Raw genomic sequence first — 15404 nt, forward strand, 5'->3', positions numbered from 1 at the left:
GAATGCGCGACTTCGCCCCAGCCTACGGCACCGTAGGTTTGAAAAGAATGGCATGAAAATTGCTCCCCTCGAGGGATGTTACCGATCCGTAGTTATCCGGGGGCACTTTCACTACCAAGTCGTTCTTTCGACGTAGTCGCGGAACGTCCGGGCGGGATCGGACAGCTTGCGACTCTTCGACCAGATCAGCCCTATTTTTCGCTGTGCTCCTTCGATCGGTACATAGACGACTCCTTCGGCCCAGATCGGTGGATCCTGAACCGGCATGACCGAGACACCGAAGGACGCGGAGACCAGTCCGCCGACCGTTGCCAGCTCGCTGCTCTCGAAGACGAAATTCGGAGTGAATCCTGCGGCCGCGCACAGTTCATCGAGAATTCTTCGCATCCCGAAGTTCGGATGCATACCGATGAACGGTTCGTCGGCCGCGTCCGCAAGCTCGACCGAATGCAACTTCGCAAAGCGATGATCAGCCGGAACAGCCAATGCCAGTGACTGCTGGGCGATCTGCATCCACGCCACCTGCGGATCGCGCGGCTGAGGCGAGACGACGGCCAGGTCGGACGTGCCGGCGGCGATTCTGTCGACCAGGAACTGCGCGCTGTCCTGATGCAGTTCGAATCGCACTCCGGGATACTCGACGCGGTATCCGCGCAGCATGTGCGGCACCAACCAGGTGCCGAACGAGTGGAGGAAGTCGAGTCGGACCGTGCCGCTCTCGGGGCTCGCCAGCGACTGGATTTCGGTCTGCGCGGCGTCGAGGGCACGCAGTGCGATGCGAGCATGTCGATAGAGGATCTCGCCGTACCGGTTCAGTTCGAGTCGGCGTCCCTGACGGTCGAAGAGTGTCACGCCGATCTGTCGTTCGAGGCGAGCGAGTTTGCGCGAAAGGGTCGGCTGCGACAGGTGAGTCAGATCCGCGGTAGCGGTCACCTGTTGGGTTTCGGCGAGCACGACAAACCATTCGAGGTCTTCGGTCAGCATCACGAACCCAATCTATATACCCCCAGAGCATATAGAACACCAAGTTTATGCATTTTCTTTTGCCAAGTCGGGGCGGGAGGATTCTTGCCGGAGGTAAGTGATGCCTGGAGGTACGTGGTGACTGTCGAGAATGTGATCGAATCCGAAGTGATGCCGCTTCGCCGCGGAACATCGGGATATCGAACCGTGACCGTTGCGTTGTTCGCGGCCGGGCTGTCGACGTTCATCTCGATGTACGCGGCACAGGCGTTGCTGCCTGCGTTCGCCGAAGACTTCCACGTCTCGCCTGCGGTGTCTGCGCTGTCCGTCTCTGCGACGACGGGCATGTTGGCGTTGGCAATCATTCCGGCCAGTGCGCTCTCCGAGCGCTTCGGTCGCACGCGGGTGATGATCGCGTCGGCGTCGGCGTCCTGTGTGATCGGTTTACTTCTGCCGCTGAGTCCGACGATCGAGGTTCTGCTGGTCGGACGCGCAGCACAAGGATTTGCTCTGGCCGGTGTCCCGGCGGTGGCGATGGCCTATCTGGCCGAGGAGGTCGATCGGAAGGACCTCGGTGCAGCGATGGGAAGGTACGTCGCCGGCACGACGATCGGTGGGCTGATCGGACGGCTCGTGCCGTCGGCCGTCGTCGATTTCAGTACGTGGCGTTGGGCGCTGTTGACTGCGTCCGCGCTGTCGGCATTGTTCGCGCTCAACATGATCCGGCGGCTTCCCGCGTCGAATTTCTTTCGCCCGCAACCGATATCGGCGCGCACGATCGCGTCGAATCTACGACGCCACCTTGCGAACCCGTCGCTGCGAACACTCTTCGCTTTGGGATTCATCCTGATGGGCGGCTTCGTGTCGATTTACAACTTCCTCGGGTTTCGGCTCACGGCAGCACCTTTCGGCCTTCCTGAAGCGCTTGTGGGCCTGGTGTTCCTTTTCTACCTTGCCGGAACTTTCACCTCGGCGGTAGCCGGCGGGGCCTCTGACCGACTGGGTAGGCGCAGCGTGCTGCTCGGGTCGGTTGTCGTCATCGGTATCGGCCTGGCACTGACCGTTCCGGACAATCTGGCGTTGACGCTCGTGGGGATGCTGCTCTTCACCGGAGGATTCTTCGCCGCACATTCGGTGGCCAGCGGTTGGGTGGGGCTGATCGCTACCGATCACCGGGCCGAGGCGTCGGCGTTGTATCTGTTTGCCTACTACGCGGGTTCGTCCGTGGCGGGCGCCCTCGCGGGTCTTGCATACGCGGGTGGCGGTTGGGTCGGGGTCAGTACTTTTGTGGGCGCGCTGCTGTTGGTTGCGTTTGCCTTGTCACTGAGGATGTTTCGATCTTCGACGATTGACTGAACAGAGCACTGCGGCGACCCCGAACGGGATCGCCGCAGTGCGTTCTGTCGAGCGTCTTACTTCTTGCCGCCGCCGAGGAGGCCGCCGAGCAGGTCTCCGAGGCCGCCGCCACCGGATCCACCCAGGATGCCGCCGAGTGCGCCGCCGATGCCGCCGCCGGAATTGCCGCCGCCGCCGAGAATTCCGCCGAGGAGATCCCCGAGCCCGCCGCCACCGGAGGCCTGAGTCTGCGCGCCGGCACCGCCACCGGTGAACTGCTTGGCGAGGTAGGCCAGGACGATGGGAGCGAGGATCGGCAGCAACTGCTTCACCAGATCGTTTCCACCGCCGCCACCGACACCGCCCAGTGCGCTGGCGACCTGATCGGTGTTGCCGCCGAAGATGTTCGAGACGATCTTCTGACCGTCAGCGGTGTCGACTTTGCTGATGTCGACGCCGTCGTCGAGAAGGCTGGTGTCGGCGTGAGACTGCAACGCGCTTTCCAGCGAGGCTGCACCGGCGGGATCCTGCGCGTTGGCGCCGAGGCCACCGACGAGGGTCGGAAGTGCAGTCTTGACCGCCGATTCGGCAGTTGCCTGGTCGACGCCGAGTTGCTGCGCGATCTGGTCGATGGGGATCTGGGATAGAAGGTCGTCAAGCGATGCCATTGATGCCCTACCTCTTCTGGGGTACTACTCGTCAGTACCCGGCTGTTGCAGACACTAGTGAATGTCGGCGTCGACGGTAACCCTCCGGTTGCCGAGCGGTCAGGCTCGGGTCTTCTCGCGGGGGACCAGGCACGCTAGGAGAGCGAGAATCAGTCCGCCGGCCGTCAGAATGAATCCTGTCTGATTTGTCAGGATCGTGGAGTAGTTTTCCCTGATGACATTGTCGAACTGATCGTTCACGCGGTAGTAGAACGTGCCAAGAGTCCCCAATCCCACGATAATTCCGATCCATGCTGCGATGCGAGAACCGAACAATGCGGCGATCAGAATCAACACGGCGGCGGCGAGCAGAAGTATCGCCATCGACCGGTAGAAGGTCACGGACTGATCGCCGAGTTGCTCGATTGCCCACCCGGCCGGAAAGCCGTCCCGCAGGTCCTCGAGGCGAACGTTGTCGGGTTTGACCCCGGCCAGTACGTACATGAACGAGCCGACGGCAACGGCGATTCCACAAATGAGCAGAACGAGATGAACTAACGTGCGCATGCCAGTCTCCCTGTGTTCGGAGTTCGGTGACGCGGTCGTCGCCGAGCCTAGCTGTGTCGCGGGTGTCAAGCTCGGTATCGAGCGTGCAGAATCGTCTCCATGCCCGACAACATGCGTCGACTCGAAGAGATCTCGCTGTCGCTGCCGGAAGCGGAGCGCGTCGACATCGAAGCGTGGGACGGCCACCCGACGTTCCGGGTCCGCGGCAAGAACTTCGTGTTCTGCAACGTCGAAGCCACCTCCTTGACCGTCAAGCTGAGCAAGGAGGAAGCCGAAGCGGTGGTGGCCACCGAACCAGGCGCAAGTGCTGCGGGCTACGGACTCGGTCGACACGGGTGGGTTGCACTCGACATCGGCACCGACGTTTCCGAGGAGAAATGGTCGCAATTGGAGGAGTGGATCTACACCTCGTTCACCCTCGTTGCGCCGAAGCGGCTTGCCCGGATCGTTCTCGATGCGGATGAGGAACGCCCGTAACGGATAGATTCGTCAGTACAGACGCCGACTAGACGAGGAATTGTCATGACGACACCGGAAACTTCACCGGCCACCGCAAAACCGGGCATGCCGCCGTGGGCGAAGAAGGCCATCGGGATCGCAGTGATGGCGGTGGTCCTGGTCATCGCTTACTTCATCCTTGCCGCCTTCCTTCCGCGTTGGTGGGCGCAGCGCATTGCGTCGTTGGCGAACGGCAGTTTCAGCGCCGGAATCGCGTGGGGGCTGCTGTTCGGTCTCGTGTGCACCCTGGTCCCGCTCATCTTCTTCCGGGCGGTCTGGCAGGTGCGCAAGCGCAAGCATGCTCGAATCATGCAGATCACGGCTCTCGCGTTGGGTGTGATCTTCGCGCTGCCGAATCTGCTCTCTCTGACAGTTGTTCTCGGCAACAACAACGCTGCGCATGCGGGCGAGCGGATCCTCGACGTCGACGGCCCCGGATTCCGCGGAGCATCCGTTGTCGGTGCCGTCCTGGGCGTTGCGTTGTTCCTTGGACTTGTCGCGCTCGGCTACATGTACAAAAAGCGTGGAAAGGATCTCGACAAGATGCGCGGTGAGCTCAAGCAGCACGAGCCGCAGAGCAAGGGCGAGGCTCCGGCTCCGGAAATCTGAGTCAGCTCTTCGACCGAGTACTCAGGCCGACACCGACTCCGACGGTTCCCGCCGCCACCAGTCCAGCGAGCGGGACAGCCCAGTGTCCGGCAAATGTGCAGGCGAGAACCAGGATTGCACTCACCGGTAGAACGGCCTGCCCGATCCTGTCACGCTTGAAGTGGCGTGAATGCATGAGCCACACGAAGATCAGGAACATCGCGGCCGGAATCGTGACCGCGGCAGATGCTGCGAACGTCGAAATGTGCGCTTCGCCAACTGCTTCCTCGACGGCTACTTCGATGCCGGCGCCGATGGCCGCAGCGGATCCGAATACGAAGTAGTGCCCGTATCCCCACAACAGGACGGCGCGATTGCCTTGGTCTGCGAGGTACTCGTGGATCGGGACGGCGAAGTAGATCCACAACGCGGAGAACACGATCAGAACTCCGCCGACGGCAATCGGAATCAGTAGATCGGCGGCGTCGAAATCCCGGATGCCGGATTGGACCGCGATGGTGGCGGCAGCGATGGTTTCGCCGAGCATGATGATGGTGAAGAGGCCGTAGCGTTCGGCGATGTGATGCGGGTGCCACGGCGTCTGGTGGTTGCGTTCGGCGATCGCCGGCACCGCGAGTTCGGCGATCATGAGAACGAAGAAGCCCGGAATCCACGCCGACGCCGGCATCAGGAGCAGCACGATCCAGCCGGCCTGGACGATCACGAGCCCGGCGGCATATTGCAGAGCAGTGGTTCGCGCTGCACCGGATTCACCGCTGGCGGCTCGAAGCCATTGGCAGGTGAGCGCAATTCGCATGATGAGGTAGCCGACGATGGCCGTCGTACGGTCGGTTCCGTCGAATGCGTCGGGGATTCCGGCGGCGAAGACGAGGACGCCACAAATCTGTACGAAGGTCGCGACCCGGTAGGGGACGTCGTCCGTGTCGTAGGCAGACGCGAACCAGGTGAAGTTCACCCACGCCCACCACAGCGCGAAGAAGACGAACATATAGCCGGCGATGCCGTCGGCGTAGTGGCCCTCGGCGACAGCATGCACCAGTTGAACTCCGGCCTGTGCGGCTGCAACCACGAAACACAAGTCGAAGAACAGTTCGAGTGGCGTCGATGCGCGATGGTTCTCGTCGCGGCTGCGTGCGCGCATCCGGATGATCGGCATAACGGCCCGGCCGTGGCCCGCGCCCGTACTGGTGTGTTCTGTCATCGTCCCCACCTTGCTCCGACGTCTAATGCAGGAGCGCAGTCTAGGGCGAATTCCGTCGGGTCGACGAATGAGACATTTCGCCCCTCACCACACGAGAACGGGTTTGACGACTCGGCCCGACGCCTGATCTTCGACGGCTTTGTTGATGTCGGAGAAGGCGTAGCGCGTCACCAAGCGGTCGATCGGAAACCGGCCACCAGTGAAGAGTTCGACGAGTTCGGGGATGAACGTCGAGACTTCCGACTCTCCTTCGATGCATCCTCGAATTGTCTTTCCGCTCAGCATGATGTCGGCCATGTTCATCTCGACCGTGGACGCTCCGAGTCCGACTACCGCCAGTGTTCCCCGTGCTCGAAGTGATGTGACGGCTTGATTGATCACGGAGCCGATTCCGGTGGTGTCGAGGGAATGTGTCGAACCTCCGTCGGTGGCGGCGCGGACCGCGTCGGTCGCATCTTCATTCGAGGGATCGACAGTGACGGCGCCGAATTCCTCGGCGAGTTCGCGCCGCTGCGCAACGGGGTCCACGGCGACCAGGGTGGAAACGCCGGCAGCCCTCGCCGCCAGCAGCGCTGCGAGTCCGACGCTGCCTGCCCCGAAAACGGCAAACGTCGAGTCGGGCTCGGGGCGAAGTAGATTCAGCACGGCACCCGCGCCGGTTTGAAACCCGCAGCCGAGCGGAGCCGCGACGGTCAGGTCCACTGCAGGATCGACGACGACGGTGTTGTCGGCAGTGGCTATGACGTATTCCGCGAAGCTGGACTGGCCGAAGAATGCGGACCGTATCGGAGTTCCGCTTCGCCGGACCGGCGTCGAGCCGTCGGTGCGTGCGCCAGAGCTGTTGAGCCCGTGTGAGCTTTCGCAGTACGCCCGATGACCGCTGAGGCACTGCCTGCACACACCGCAACTGCGGTAGCTCAGCAACACGTGATCACCGGGCGCAATGCTGTCGATCGACGAGCCGACGGCCTCGACCACCCCCGCTCCTTCGTGCCCGAACACGCAGGGGCCGAGCCTTTCCGGTAGCACCGACTTCGTGAACAGATCTGTGTGGCACAGGCCGGTCGCGACGATGCGAACCAGAATCTCGTCCGTGCGGGGTTCGTCGATCTCGACGGTGTCGAGCGTGAAGGGGGAGTGCGGGCCGTGTGAGAGCGCCGCTGTCATCTGCATGGCGGACGTCGAATTCTGTTCGGCGCGAATCACGCTCGCTCGAGCAGGAAGTAGTAGTGCTGCCCGCCGTCGAGAACCAACGCCGATTTTCCGTTCATGATGCCCATGAGCGTCGAATCGTCGACCTTCTTGAAATGGTCGAAGATCGGCGCACCGTCGTAGACCATCGTTGCCGTGACTTCGCCACGAAACTCGATGTTCCACAGACTTGCCTCGCCATTGCCGCCCTTGACGTCGGAATAGAGGTTGCCGTCTTCGTCTCGGCAGATCAACGGCTTGGCATCCTCGACGGAATTGAAAGTCTTGCCGTACCAACGGCTCGCGAACAGCTTTTCGTGCAGACGATGACCGGTGGCGAAGTCGTCACCCTTCCACTCGCCGAGGATTTCTTCGGCGGCGACGGTTTCCAGCGCGGCCCACACTTCGTCGAGTTCTGCTGGTGAAACACCACTTTCCGCAGCACGGAGCCGGGTAAAAGCAGTTCGAGCGTCATCGAGATTCATGTCTCTCCTCGAGTCGACGGTAAGTGGCACGACTTGTTCGCGAACCAAATTGTTCGTCAACTCTGCACGCTACGCCGAACCGGATGGTTCGGCAACGGTCGATTCGTTCTAGGCTGTGAACATGCGCTCAGCAGGGGAAGCTACGAGGGACCGCATTCTGGCGGCCGCAAAGGACGAATTTGCCACGTACGGGCTGGCCGGCGCGCGGATCAATCGGATCGCCGCGCAAGCGCGTGCCAGCAAAGACCGCCTCTATGCGTACTTCGCAAGCAAGGAAGAGTTGTTCGCTGCCGTGACCGAACAGTGGACGTCCGAAACAACAGCGGAGACAGCACTTCGAGGTGACGACTTGCCGGGCTATGCAGGTCGCCTCTTCGACAACTACGTTGCCCATCCCGAGAACGCCCGATTGCAGCAATGGGCGGATCTCGAAGCGCCGGACGTCATGAGCGAGGACGACATACGAAGCAAGACCTTCCGGCCTAAAGTTGCGGAAATCCGCAAGGGGCAGCTCGAGGGACACATCGACCCCGCGTGGAATCCCACGGAGTTGATCCTGCTGATCACGGATATCGCCCGGATGCTCGCGCTCAAGTCGACTCGTTCCATCCCTCGACGTCGGGAGGCGGCAGTCGAGGCGGTTCGGCGTTTGATTGTGGCGTAGCGAGTCCAAACGCGAACGTCCACGCCCGTCGCTGTGTGGTTGCCCGGATTTACGGATTTCTCAGTAACGGTGCGTACGTTGGGCGTCGGCTCGTTGACGCCCTCGGGATGTTGACGTGCCGCCAAAACTTTTGTCGTCGACTGTTCAGATGCTGGTGAGCAAAAGGATCGCGGCCGGCCACCCTGACTGAATATCGTCGACGCCGAGCGTGTTCCTTCGGTGCGCGCACCTGTTCAGCATCTGGAGTGGACCCGTGTCGAAGTGGCCGTGCATATGAAGATCTCGAAGAAGGTAGCGCTGGTCGTTGTGGCTGCTTGCGCCCTGACGTTGGGATCGGCGCAAGTCGGAACCGCCCGCGCGGACGCGCCGGTCAAGGTCAGCGTGGCCGGTCATGTGGTGAGCGCCGGGCACTTCGAGCAGGTGCGGCGCCCCAACCGGTGTGCGAAGGCCGGGACGGGGAAGTCGAAACCGAGCGAGCAGAAGTCCACGAATCGCAGTGGGCGTCGAGGCAGCGGGGGATGCTTCTGACAGTGATTGCGAAGTTCCGCAATCAGCCGTCGCAAATCTGTAACACGTTCTAATCTTGCGGTATGGACGTGACTTACGAAGGGACCAAACGCGAAGTCGCTACCGACAGGGGGACTTTGCGCTATCACGAGGCGGGCGATGGTCCGCCGTTGATCCTGTTGCACGGCTCCGGGATCGGCGTGAGTGGATGGCGGAATTACCGGGGGAACCTCGAGGTGTTCGCAAAGCACTTCCACTGCTACCTCCTTGAGTTCCCGGGGTTCGGCGTGAGCGATGCCGTCGACGGTCATCCAGTTCTCACGGCAACCTCGGCGGTGGTTCGATTCATGGATGCGCTGGGAATCGAATCCGCTGCGATGATCGGCAATTCGATGGGCGGAGTTGTCGGGGTCAACGTCGCGATGAGGTTCCCTGACCGCGTCCGCAGATTGGTCACCATCGGAGGCGTGGGCCCGAACATCTTCAGTCAGAACCCGAGCGAAGGTACGCGTCTCCTCCAGGAATTCGCCGACGCTCCCAGCCGTGAGAAGTTGGTTCGCTGGCTCGAGTGCATGGTTTACGACAGATCCGTGATCACCGAGGAGCGGATCGAGGAACGATGGCAAACGGCCAACGATCCGGCCTCGCACCAGGCATTGACCGCGATGTACGGATCCAAAGCCTTTGCCGCTCAGCAGCAGATGATGTCCAACTCGGATGTGCCGCCGTACTGGTCGATGATGCACAAGGTGCAATGCCCGACCTTGCTGACATGGGGGCTCGATGATCGGCAGTGTCCACCGGACATGCCGATGATTCCGATGCGACTGATTCCGAACGCCGAACTGCATGTATTTCCGAACTGCGGGCACTGGGTGATGATCGAAGCCAAGGAGGCATTCGAGCGCGTGACCCTCGAGTTCCTGCTTCGATGACCTGCTGTTGCATTCATGTGGCACGAATCGATGTGGCACGAATGCACAAGACCCGGCGCCTCTGAATGAGGCGCCGGGTCTGTGTTTGTGCCCCCAGTAGGACTCGAACCTACGACCTGCGGATTAAAAGTCCGTAGCTCTACCAACTGAGCTATAGGGGCGCGGCGCAGAGTCTAACGGGACCGCAGAGTCCGTGAAAACACCACCCCCACCAGAAGGGCGATTCCGATGACGGCGATGGTCCCGCCAGTGCGATGCAGACCCGCGTCGTCGATGGTTCCGCGCATGGTCAGCTCGATGACGACGGCCGCAAGGTTGGCGCCGATGTACTGGATTGTTCGGTAAAGGCCGATCGCGGTCCCGACGTCGGCGGAGGTGGTCACCGAGTTGATCAGGTTCTGGTTTCCCATGTTGTTGAAGCCGTTGGGAATGCCCAGGATCGCCGCAATCAGCAGGAGTGCCACTAGGGGAGTCGAGCTCGATTCGACAAAGGCGATCAGAACGCCGCCGACGGCCAAGGCCGCGGTGCCGATCAGCAGGGTGATCCGTGCGCCGAATTTCCCGTACACCCTGGACGCGGACATGGTCGCGAAGATCCCGACCGCAGCGACAGGCAGCATGAAGACCCCGGCGCTGATCGGTGACATTCCGCGGGCTACCTGTAGCCACTGGGGGAGTCCGAAGAAGATGCAGTAGAACGCTGTGTAAGTCAGCAGGGTCCGGCCGAGAGTCATGCTCAGTGCGCGGTTTCGGACGACGGCGCGGACGTCGATGAACGCCGAGGCCGTTCGACGTTCCCACCAGACGAACAGGAACGCGAAGAGGGCCGTCGACGGGACGAGGTACCACTTCGCGTGCTCGGCGAGAGAGAGGAGAAAGAGCATCGTCGATGTCGTCAGAGCGAGAAACAGGGTGATGCCGAGTGGGTCGAGAGATTTGAACAACGCAGCGGCGCCGGCCCGGTCGGGCAGGGCGGAGTCGCTCGGGGCGGCGAAGAAGACCCATACGGCAGTGACGACGACAAGTGGGAGGTTCACCCACATGATCGATTGCCAACCGAGTGTGCCGACCAACAACCCGCCGAGAGTGGGCCCCAGCGCGACGACCGATTGAGCGCAAATGGTGAGTGTTGCTATAGCTGAACGGGTTTGAGTCCGGTGGCGGTCAGCGTATTCGCGGATGACGGTCATTGCGTTCGGATACTGTGTCGCCGTGCCGATTCCGAGCAGGATTCGTGCGGCGATCAGCCAGCCCAGCGACGGGGCGAGCGAGCCGAGGATCGATCCGGCAGCGATCAGGCCCAATCCGGCGAGGTAGACGCGTTTGGCGCCGAGGATCGATCCGAGTCGACCAGCCGCCGGCGCCGTGACCGCAGTCGCGATGTAGAGGGCCGAGATGACCCACGCTGTGCCTGAACTGGAACCGAAGTATGTGGCGATCGGGACGATTGCCACGGCAATCATCGACGAGTTCAGCGCTTGAAGAACGGTTCCGGAGCCGAGAGCAAGACTCAGTTTCAGTGGAACGGGAGTTTGGGGGGTCGGCGTTTCGACGACGGTGGTCACGAGTTCATCAGTGACTCCTCTGATATCGATGTCGATGCTGGGGACTCGCCCTGGCCTAGTCTGCGCAGGATTCGGCCGGCGATCAGAAGCAAGTCACGCTCGGCGTCGGTGCACTCGGCGTCGATGACCTCAGCCAGCCACTCTGTTCGTTTCGTTCGGTCTTCGTGAAGGGTCGATGTGCCGAGTTCGGTCATCGTGACCAAGACCGCGCGGCCGTCCGATGGATCCGCCCTTCGCGTCACCATGCCCTGTTCTTCGAGCGCGGCCACGGTCTTTGCGATTGATTGCGGTGTGACGCGCTCGAATTTTGCCAACTCTTTGGCGGTCGACGGACCTTGTCGGTCGAGGTGGCCGAGGGCCTGGATCTGGCTCGGCGTGAGCTTGTGGTCGTTGCGTTTGGTGCGTAGACGTCGGACGAAGGCACCCAGATCGTCCCAAAGTACGTCGATCTCGTCTCGAGCCTTGCTGCGACCCTCTCCAACATTCATTTAGACAGTCTAACTGTGTTGTTTCGATGCTGCCAGTACGGTTTCGACGGAAAAGGGGGAATAAACAATTGCACTAGTTGTTTAAAACCTTGGGACTGCTGTCCATCGGTCGGCGAAGCAGTTCCGTCTGCGAGGTCGAATTATCAGAATCTCGGGCACGAAAAAGCTCGGATGCGCACCCCCTGCGGCGCACCCGAGCGGCCAAAACCATACCACTTGGTGTCTTTTGGGCATAAAGTCGGTTCTTGTCCCCTGAACAGCCGATTGCGTCTAGTACTTTTGGCGGGTATAGCTCTAGTCCTTACGTAGGGTGTGTTGGAGGGGATATTGTGAAGTTTCGGGGGATGACAGGCGCCGATCACGGCGGCTCTGCGTACCAACTCTGCGAGAGGCACAACACCGTAAATGGCACGTCAACAAGAGCGTGCGCGGCGTACCCGCGCCGCCCTGGTCGAAGCGGCTGCAGTCGAATTCGCCAAGCGCGGCTATGCAGCTGCGTCGGTGAACACGATCCTCGAGGGCTCCCGCGCCACCAAAGGCGCCATGTATTTCCATTTCCAGTCCAAGGAAGATTTGGCGCGAGCGGTTCTGACCTCGGCTATCGAAACCTTCACTGGAATTACTGATCGTTGGGCCAAGAGAACAGACCTCGATCCATTCGTCGCTTTGCACGGTCTCGTGCTCGACATTGCCGAGGTCTTCCGTGCCGAGGTAATCGTGCAGGCGGAATTCCGGCTGATCATCGAGCCCGAGTTCTACAAGGATGTGCAGTCCGGTGGTGGGCAGGTCTGGGGAAAGACCGCCTATGAGTTGGCATTGCGTGCCAAGGACGACGGTTTGCTCCGAGAAGGCGCCGACCCGGACAAATTCACGCGTGTACTGGCAGCGAGCCTTGCCGGTCAGCGGTACATGGCAGACCTGATTGCCTCCAGTGGAGATCTGGGCGAGTGGTTCGAGGAGTCTCTCGAAGTAGTCCTCGAAGCCATGGCTACGCCGCAGTGGTTGGAGACGTTCCATAGTGACGGGTGGCCCCAAGTCGAGTTCCCTGACACTGAATAGTGCACTTTTCTGCCCGTGAACAGGCGATTTGTGATTTCCGAATGCCGTGCCATAAGCTATCCAAGCTCCCAACGGAACGCCGTTGGGGTACTAGTTCGGAGAGATCCGGCGGGCCCCCTTCGTCTAGCGGCCTAGGACGCCGCCCTTTCAAGGCGGTAGCGCGGGTTCGAATCCCGTAGGGGGTACGTTTTGCGAAAGCGAAACGATGCAGTATGGTTTGACCCGCACGACACGCTTTGAGATGCACAAATTCCAGGCCAGGACAGTGGTTTGGGAGCGGCTCGAAGATGTAGTACGGTTTCACAGCAAGGAAAAAGCAAGGCCCTGTGGCGCAGTTGGTTAGCGCGCCGCCCTGTCACGGCGGAGGTCGCGGGTTCGAGTCCCGTCAGGGTCGCAAAGCTTTGTTCTCAATCAATCGGTTGAGAACAAAGCAATGCGATAGGCATTCGGTTCGGGTGCCGTCCGGCCAGGTAGCTCAGTTGGTACGAGCGTCCGCCTGAAAAGCGGAAGGTCGCCGGTTCGATCCCGGCCCTGGCCACCATAATTCTTATCGAAAAGCTCCAATCTCATGTTCTTCGAACATAAGGTTGGAGCTTTTTCGTGTTCGGATGTCAGTCGCAGTCAACCACTCGGCCCGATCATCTCAGTTATGCGCATCCTTTGTCTCCGTGAATGTTTCCGGTCACCGGGAACGTGCTGGGCGTCACTCCACAGAGGACATCACTATTAGCCGATTGCGGCCGATCCGTGGCTGCGTCTACTGAAAGTGAGGTGGAATCTCCGTGTCGCACTCGAGATCTTGGCGCATCGGGAAAGTCAGCCGGGTCGCCGTCGCATTGTTCGGCACCGGGGTTCTGTTGGTGGGCTGCGCGAGCAACGGTGACGACAGCGGGACCGATACGACGACCGCGTCGGCGGACGTCGTGACCGGCATGGTCAACGAGCAGCCCGATCCGGGAACTGCGGTGGCCGGCGGGACCATGACGTACGGCGTACAGGTGCTCGTTCCCTCACTCGACCCGACGAAGACGGCCGCGCGCGGCGGTTCCGGCGGTGAGGCCTTCGCTGCTGTGTACGACGTCCTGATGAGTTACGACACTGCGAGCGGCGAGTTCGAGCCCAAGTTGGCTCAATCGCTCGAGACAGCTGACGACGGAGCCACCTGGACGCTGAAACTTCGCGACGGTGTGAAGTTCAGTGACGGCACCACCCTCGACGCCAACGCCGTGATCGCGAGCATCGATCGGTACAACGCGGGCAAGGGCAATGGCGCCGAACTGTGGCTGGCTTCGGTGGAATCGGCGCAGGCAAGCGGTCCGACGACAGTGGAATTCAAGCTGAAGACGCCGTGGATGCGTTTTCCGTCGATGCTCGCTCTCGGGCACGGGATGATCGTCGCCCCGAGTTCGCAGCAGGGCGACAAGTTCACCGCCGTCGGAGCCGGACCCTTCACCGAAGATGTCTTCACACCGAGCGTCGAGCGAATCTTCAAGGCCAACCCGTCCTACTACGGCGGCGCCCCCAAGCTGGACAAGTTGCGGATGGTTGCGCTCAACGGTCCGCAGGCGAATCTCGAATCATTGAACAGCGGTCAGCTCGATGTCGCCTACATTCGCGGCCTCACGTCGGCGATCAATTCCGCCAAGTCCGCTGGTTACCCCGGCTACATCGACGTGCTCAATGCCGGTAGTGCCGAGATTGTCAACAACCGTGAGGGCCGACCGGGCTCGGATGTTCGCGTCCGTCAGGCTATCGGCTACGCGCTCGACACCACGTTGATCGATCAGCGAGTGGAAAACGGTGAGGGACTGCCGGGCTCGGAGTTGTTCGGTCCGACGTCTCAATGGCATGTAGACACACCGGGTATTGCCTACGACCCCGAAAAGTCGAAGGAACTTCTGAATCAGGCGAAGGCAGACGGGTACGACGGCAGCCTCGACTACGTCGTTCTCAGTGAGCCGAAGGACCACGCGATCGGCCTCGCCGTGCAGTCACTGTTGCAGGCCGTCGGGTTCGAGGTGAACTTGATCTTGGCCAACAACGCCGGCGACATCGTGCAGAACGTCTACGTCAAGCACGATTTCGACCTCGCGCACGCGGGCATCGGAATGTACGAGTCGATTCTCGATCTCGGATTGTTCTCCACGACCAACAGCACCTCGATGGCGAATACTGCTGGATATGCGAACCCGGCGATGGATCAGCTGATCGCAGATCTACAACAAGCCAAGGACAATTCGTCGACCCTGGCGATCATCGGCAAGATTCAGACGCTGTGGAACGAGACGGTTCCGTCGGCGCCGATCGGCGGGCTCACGTCGTTCTGGGCTTGGCAGAAGAACGTGCACGGTGTGGTTCCGACTGCAACCGGCATCATGCTGTTCGATCAGGCATGGATGGGTGCGAAGTAGCGTTCCAGCGCACACCGAGAGCTCCGTCCGGCGCGAGTCGGGCGGAGCTCTTTCGTGTCTACGTCGGCTAGCGTTGCGCAACCCTTTCGATCAGGATGATTGTATTGAAATATGTTGTAGGTCAATATGATTCGACAAGCATGATTTGACTTGCCCAGCGTGGCCCGCATAGATTGCATCCACCATCCAGAGTGGCTGAGAGACCTGGCTCGATGATGCCGCAGCAACCCGCTACCTAACCGCAGTGTGGGTGCTACCGCCAGGACCGATGGAGGACAC

16 protein-coding genes, 4 tRNA genes and 1 riboswitch are annotated in these 15404 nt (G+C 61.1%); of the genes, 11 read left to right on the forward strand and 9 right to left on the reverse strand.

Features of this window, described 5'->3' with window-relative positions:
* Positions 1-111: 111 nt before the first annotated feature.
* Positions 112-987, reverse strand: coding sequence for a LysR family transcriptional regulator (locus G9U53_RS18760; protein ID WP_080726688.1), 876 nt, complete (start codon positions 985-987; stop codon positions 112-114).
* Positions 988-1134: 147 nt separating this feature from the next.
* On the opposite strand from G9U53_RS18760, the gene G9U53_RS18765 reads away from it, so the two are divergent.
* Complete coding sequence (locus G9U53_RS18765) at positions 1135-2319, forward strand: MFS transporter (RefSeq protein WP_165639130.1); 1185 nt, start codon at positions 1135-1137, stop codon at positions 2317-2319.
* A gap of 56 nt (positions 2320-2375) precedes the next feature.
* On the opposite strand, the gene G9U53_RS18770 is transcribed toward G9U53_RS18765, so the two are convergent.
* Positions 2376-2966: a DUF937 domain-containing protein gene (locus G9U53_RS18770; RefSeq protein WP_003940105.1), complete on the reverse strand. Its 591-nt coding sequence runs from the start codon at positions 2964-2966 to the stop codon at positions 2376-2378.
* Between the two features lie 99 nt (positions 2967-3065).
* Complete coding sequence (locus G9U53_RS18775; RefSeq protein ID WP_003939955.1) at positions 3066-3512, reverse strand: hypothetical protein; 447 nt, start codon at positions 3510-3512, stop codon at positions 3066-3068.
* Positions 3513-3611: 99 nt separating this feature from the next.
* On the opposite strand from G9U53_RS18775, the gene G9U53_RS18780 reads away from it, so the two are divergent.
* The gene (locus G9U53_RS18780; protein ID WP_007733864.1) at positions 3612-3989 is read left to right on the forward strand and encodes an MmcQ/YjbR family DNA-binding protein; all 378 of its coding nucleotides are present in this window, start codon (positions 3612-3614) and stop codon (positions 3987-3989) included.
* A 45-nt stretch (positions 3990-4034) separates the two neighbouring features.
* Positions 4035-4619, forward strand: coding sequence for a hypothetical protein (locus G9U53_RS18785; protein ID WP_003940111.1), 585 nt, complete (start codon positions 4035-4037; stop codon positions 4617-4619).
* A gap of 1 nt (position 4620) precedes the next feature.
* On the opposite strand, the gene G9U53_RS18790 is transcribed toward G9U53_RS18785, so the two are convergent.
* From G9U53_RS18790 to G9U53_RS18800, 3 genes are all read right to left on the reverse strand, one after another.
* Positions 4621-5820 (reverse strand): low temperature requirement protein A, encoded by a 1200-nt coding sequence (locus tag G9U53_RS18790; RefSeq protein ID WP_165639048.1) that lies wholly within the window; start codon positions 5818-5820, stop codon positions 4621-4623.
* 84 nt (positions 5821-5904) lie between these two features.
* Positions 5905-6993: an NAD(P)-dependent alcohol dehydrogenase gene (locus tag G9U53_RS18795; RefSeq protein ID WP_042922362.1), complete on the reverse strand. Its 1089-nt coding sequence runs from the start codon at positions 6991-6993 to the stop codon at positions 5905-5907.
* A gap of 29 nt (positions 6994-7022) precedes the next feature.
* Positions 7023-7496 (reverse strand): DUF4334 domain-containing protein, encoded by a 474-nt coding sequence (locus G9U53_RS18800; RefSeq protein ID WP_165639049.1) that lies wholly within the window; start codon positions 7494-7496, stop codon positions 7023-7025.
* A gap of 121 nt (positions 7497-7617) precedes the next feature.
* Here G9U53_RS18800 and G9U53_RS18805 point away from each other — a divergent pair, with 121 nt between their 5' ends.
* The 3 genes from G9U53_RS18805 (at position 7618) to G9U53_RS18815 (ending at position 9602) form a co-directional block, all read left to right on the forward strand.
* Positions 7618-8160 carry a TetR family transcriptional regulator gene (locus tag G9U53_RS18805; RefSeq protein WP_042451377.1) on the forward strand — a complete coding sequence of 181 codons (543 nt, stop codon included), beginning with the start codon at positions 7618-7620 and terminating at the stop codon, positions 8158-8160.
* A 273-nt stretch (positions 8161-8433) separates the two neighbouring features.
* Positions 8434-8688, forward strand: coding sequence for a hypothetical protein (locus G9U53_RS18810; protein ID WP_207624412.1), 255 nt, complete (start codon positions 8434-8436; stop codon positions 8686-8688).
* Between the two features lie 62 nt (positions 8689-8750).
* Complete coding sequence (locus tag G9U53_RS18815) at positions 8751-9602, forward strand: alpha/beta fold hydrolase (RefSeq protein WP_030535259.1); 852 nt, start codon at positions 8751-8753, stop codon at positions 9600-9602.
* An 88-nt stretch (positions 9603-9690) separates the two neighbouring features.
* Here G9U53_RS18815 and G9U53_RS18820 read toward each other — a convergent pair.
* The 3 genes from G9U53_RS18820 to G9U53_RS18830 all read right to left on the reverse strand — a co-directional run bounded on the left by G9U53_RS18820 (position 9691) and on the right by G9U53_RS18830 (position 11655).
* Positions 9691-9763 (reverse strand) — tRNA-Lys (locus G9U53_RS18820).
* A gap of 12 nt (positions 9764-9775) precedes the next feature.
* On the reverse strand, positions 9776-11167 hold the full coding sequence (locus G9U53_RS18825; RefSeq protein ID WP_054780995.1) for an MFS transporter: 1392 nt from the start codon (positions 11165-11167) through the stop codon (positions 9776-9778).
* Positions 11164-11655 (reverse strand): MarR family transcriptional regulator, encoded by a 492-nt coding sequence (locus G9U53_RS18830; protein ID WP_165639051.1) that lies wholly within the window; start codon positions 11653-11655, stop codon positions 11164-11166. Before G9U53_RS18830 ends, G9U53_RS18825 begins: the two co-directional genes overlap by 4 nt.
* 405 nt (positions 11656-12060) lie before the next feature.
* Between G9U53_RS18830 and G9U53_RS18835 the strand changes: the two genes are divergently transcribed.
* From G9U53_RS18835 to G9U53_RS18855, 5 genes are all read left to right on the forward strand, one after another.
* Entirely contained in the window at positions 12061-12714 is a 654-nt protein-coding gene (locus G9U53_RS18835; RefSeq protein WP_165639052.1) for a TetR/AcrR family transcriptional regulator, read from the forward strand.
* Positions 12715-12826: 112 nt separating this feature from the next.
* Positions 12827-12899: transfer RNA gene (locus tag G9U53_RS18840), tRNA-Glu, on the forward strand.
* Between the two features lie 135 nt (positions 12900-13034).
* A tRNA-Asp gene (locus G9U53_RS18845) sits at positions 13035-13108 on the forward strand.
* Between the two features lie 70 nt (positions 13109-13178).
* Positions 13179-13255: transfer RNA gene (locus tag G9U53_RS18850), tRNA-Phe, on the forward strand.
* A 241-nt stretch (positions 13256-13496) separates the two neighbouring features.
* Positions 13497-15125: an ABC transporter substrate-binding protein gene (locus G9U53_RS18855; RefSeq protein WP_165639053.1), complete on the forward strand. Its 1629-nt coding sequence runs from the start codon at positions 13497-13499 to the stop codon at positions 15123-15125.
* Positions 15126-15304: 179 nt separating this feature from the next.
* A riboswitch (SAM riboswitch) is annotated at positions 15305-15400 on the forward strand.
* The last annotated feature ends 4 nt before the right edge of the window (positions 15401-15404 follow it).

Source organism: Rhodococcus sp. D-46 (assembly GCF_011290655.1).
GTDB classification, from domain to species: domain Bacteria; phylum Actinomycetota; class Actinomycetes; order Mycobacteriales; family Mycobacteriaceae; genus Rhodococcus_F; species Rhodococcus_F qingshengii.

Bases quoted from the DNA above. Each gene is read 5' to 3' on its own strand.
- G9U53_RS18765 (WP_165639130.1), top strand. From the start codon at position 1,135: ATGCCGCTTCGCCGCGGAACATCGGGATATCGAACCGTGACCGTTGCG.
- G9U53_RS18770 (WP_003940105.1), bottom strand. From the start codon at position 2,966: ATGGCATCGCTTGACGACCTTCTATCCCAGATCCCCATCGACCAGATC.
- G9U53_RS18775 (WP_003939955.1), bottom strand. From the start codon at position 3,512: ATGCGCACGTTAGTTCATCTCGTTCTGCTCATTTGTGGAATCGCCGTT.
- G9U53_RS18780 (WP_007733864.1), top strand. From the start codon at position 3,612: ATGCCCGACAACATGCGTCGACTCGAAGAGATCTCGCTGTCGCTGCCG.
- G9U53_RS18785 (WP_003940111.1), top strand. From the start codon at position 4,035: ATGACGACACCGGAAACTTCACCGGCCACCGCAAAACCGGGCATGCCG.
- G9U53_RS18790 (WP_165639048.1), bottom strand. From the start codon at position 5,820: ATGACAGAACACACCAGTACGGGCGCGGGCCACGGCCGGGCCGTTATG.
- G9U53_RS18795 (WP_042922362.1), bottom strand. From the start codon at position 6,993: ATGCAGATGACAGCGGCGCTCTCACACGGCCCGCACTCCCCCTTCACG.
- G9U53_RS18800 (WP_165639049.1), bottom strand. From the start codon at position 7,496: ATGAATCTCGATGACGCTCGAACTGCTTTTACCCGGCTCCGTGCTGCG.
- G9U53_RS18805 (WP_042451377.1), top strand. From the start codon at position 7,618: ATGCGCTCAGCAGGGGAAGCTACGAGGGACCGCATTCTGGCGGCCGCA.
- G9U53_RS18810 (WP_207624412.1), top strand. From the start codon at position 8,434: ATGAAGATCTCGAAGAAGGTAGCGCTGGTCGTTGTGGCTGCTTGCGCC.
- G9U53_RS18815 (WP_030535259.1), top strand. From the start codon at position 8,751: ATGGACGTGACTTACGAAGGGACCAAACGCGAAGTCGCTACCGACAGG.
- G9U53_RS18830 (WP_165639051.1), bottom strand. From the start codon at position 11,655: ATGAATGTTGGAGAGGGTCGCAGCAAGGCTCGAGACGAGATCGACGTA.
- G9U53_RS18835 (WP_165639052.1), top strand. From the start codon at position 12,061: ATGGCACGTCAACAAGAGCGTGCGCGGCGTACCCGCGCCGCCCTGGTC.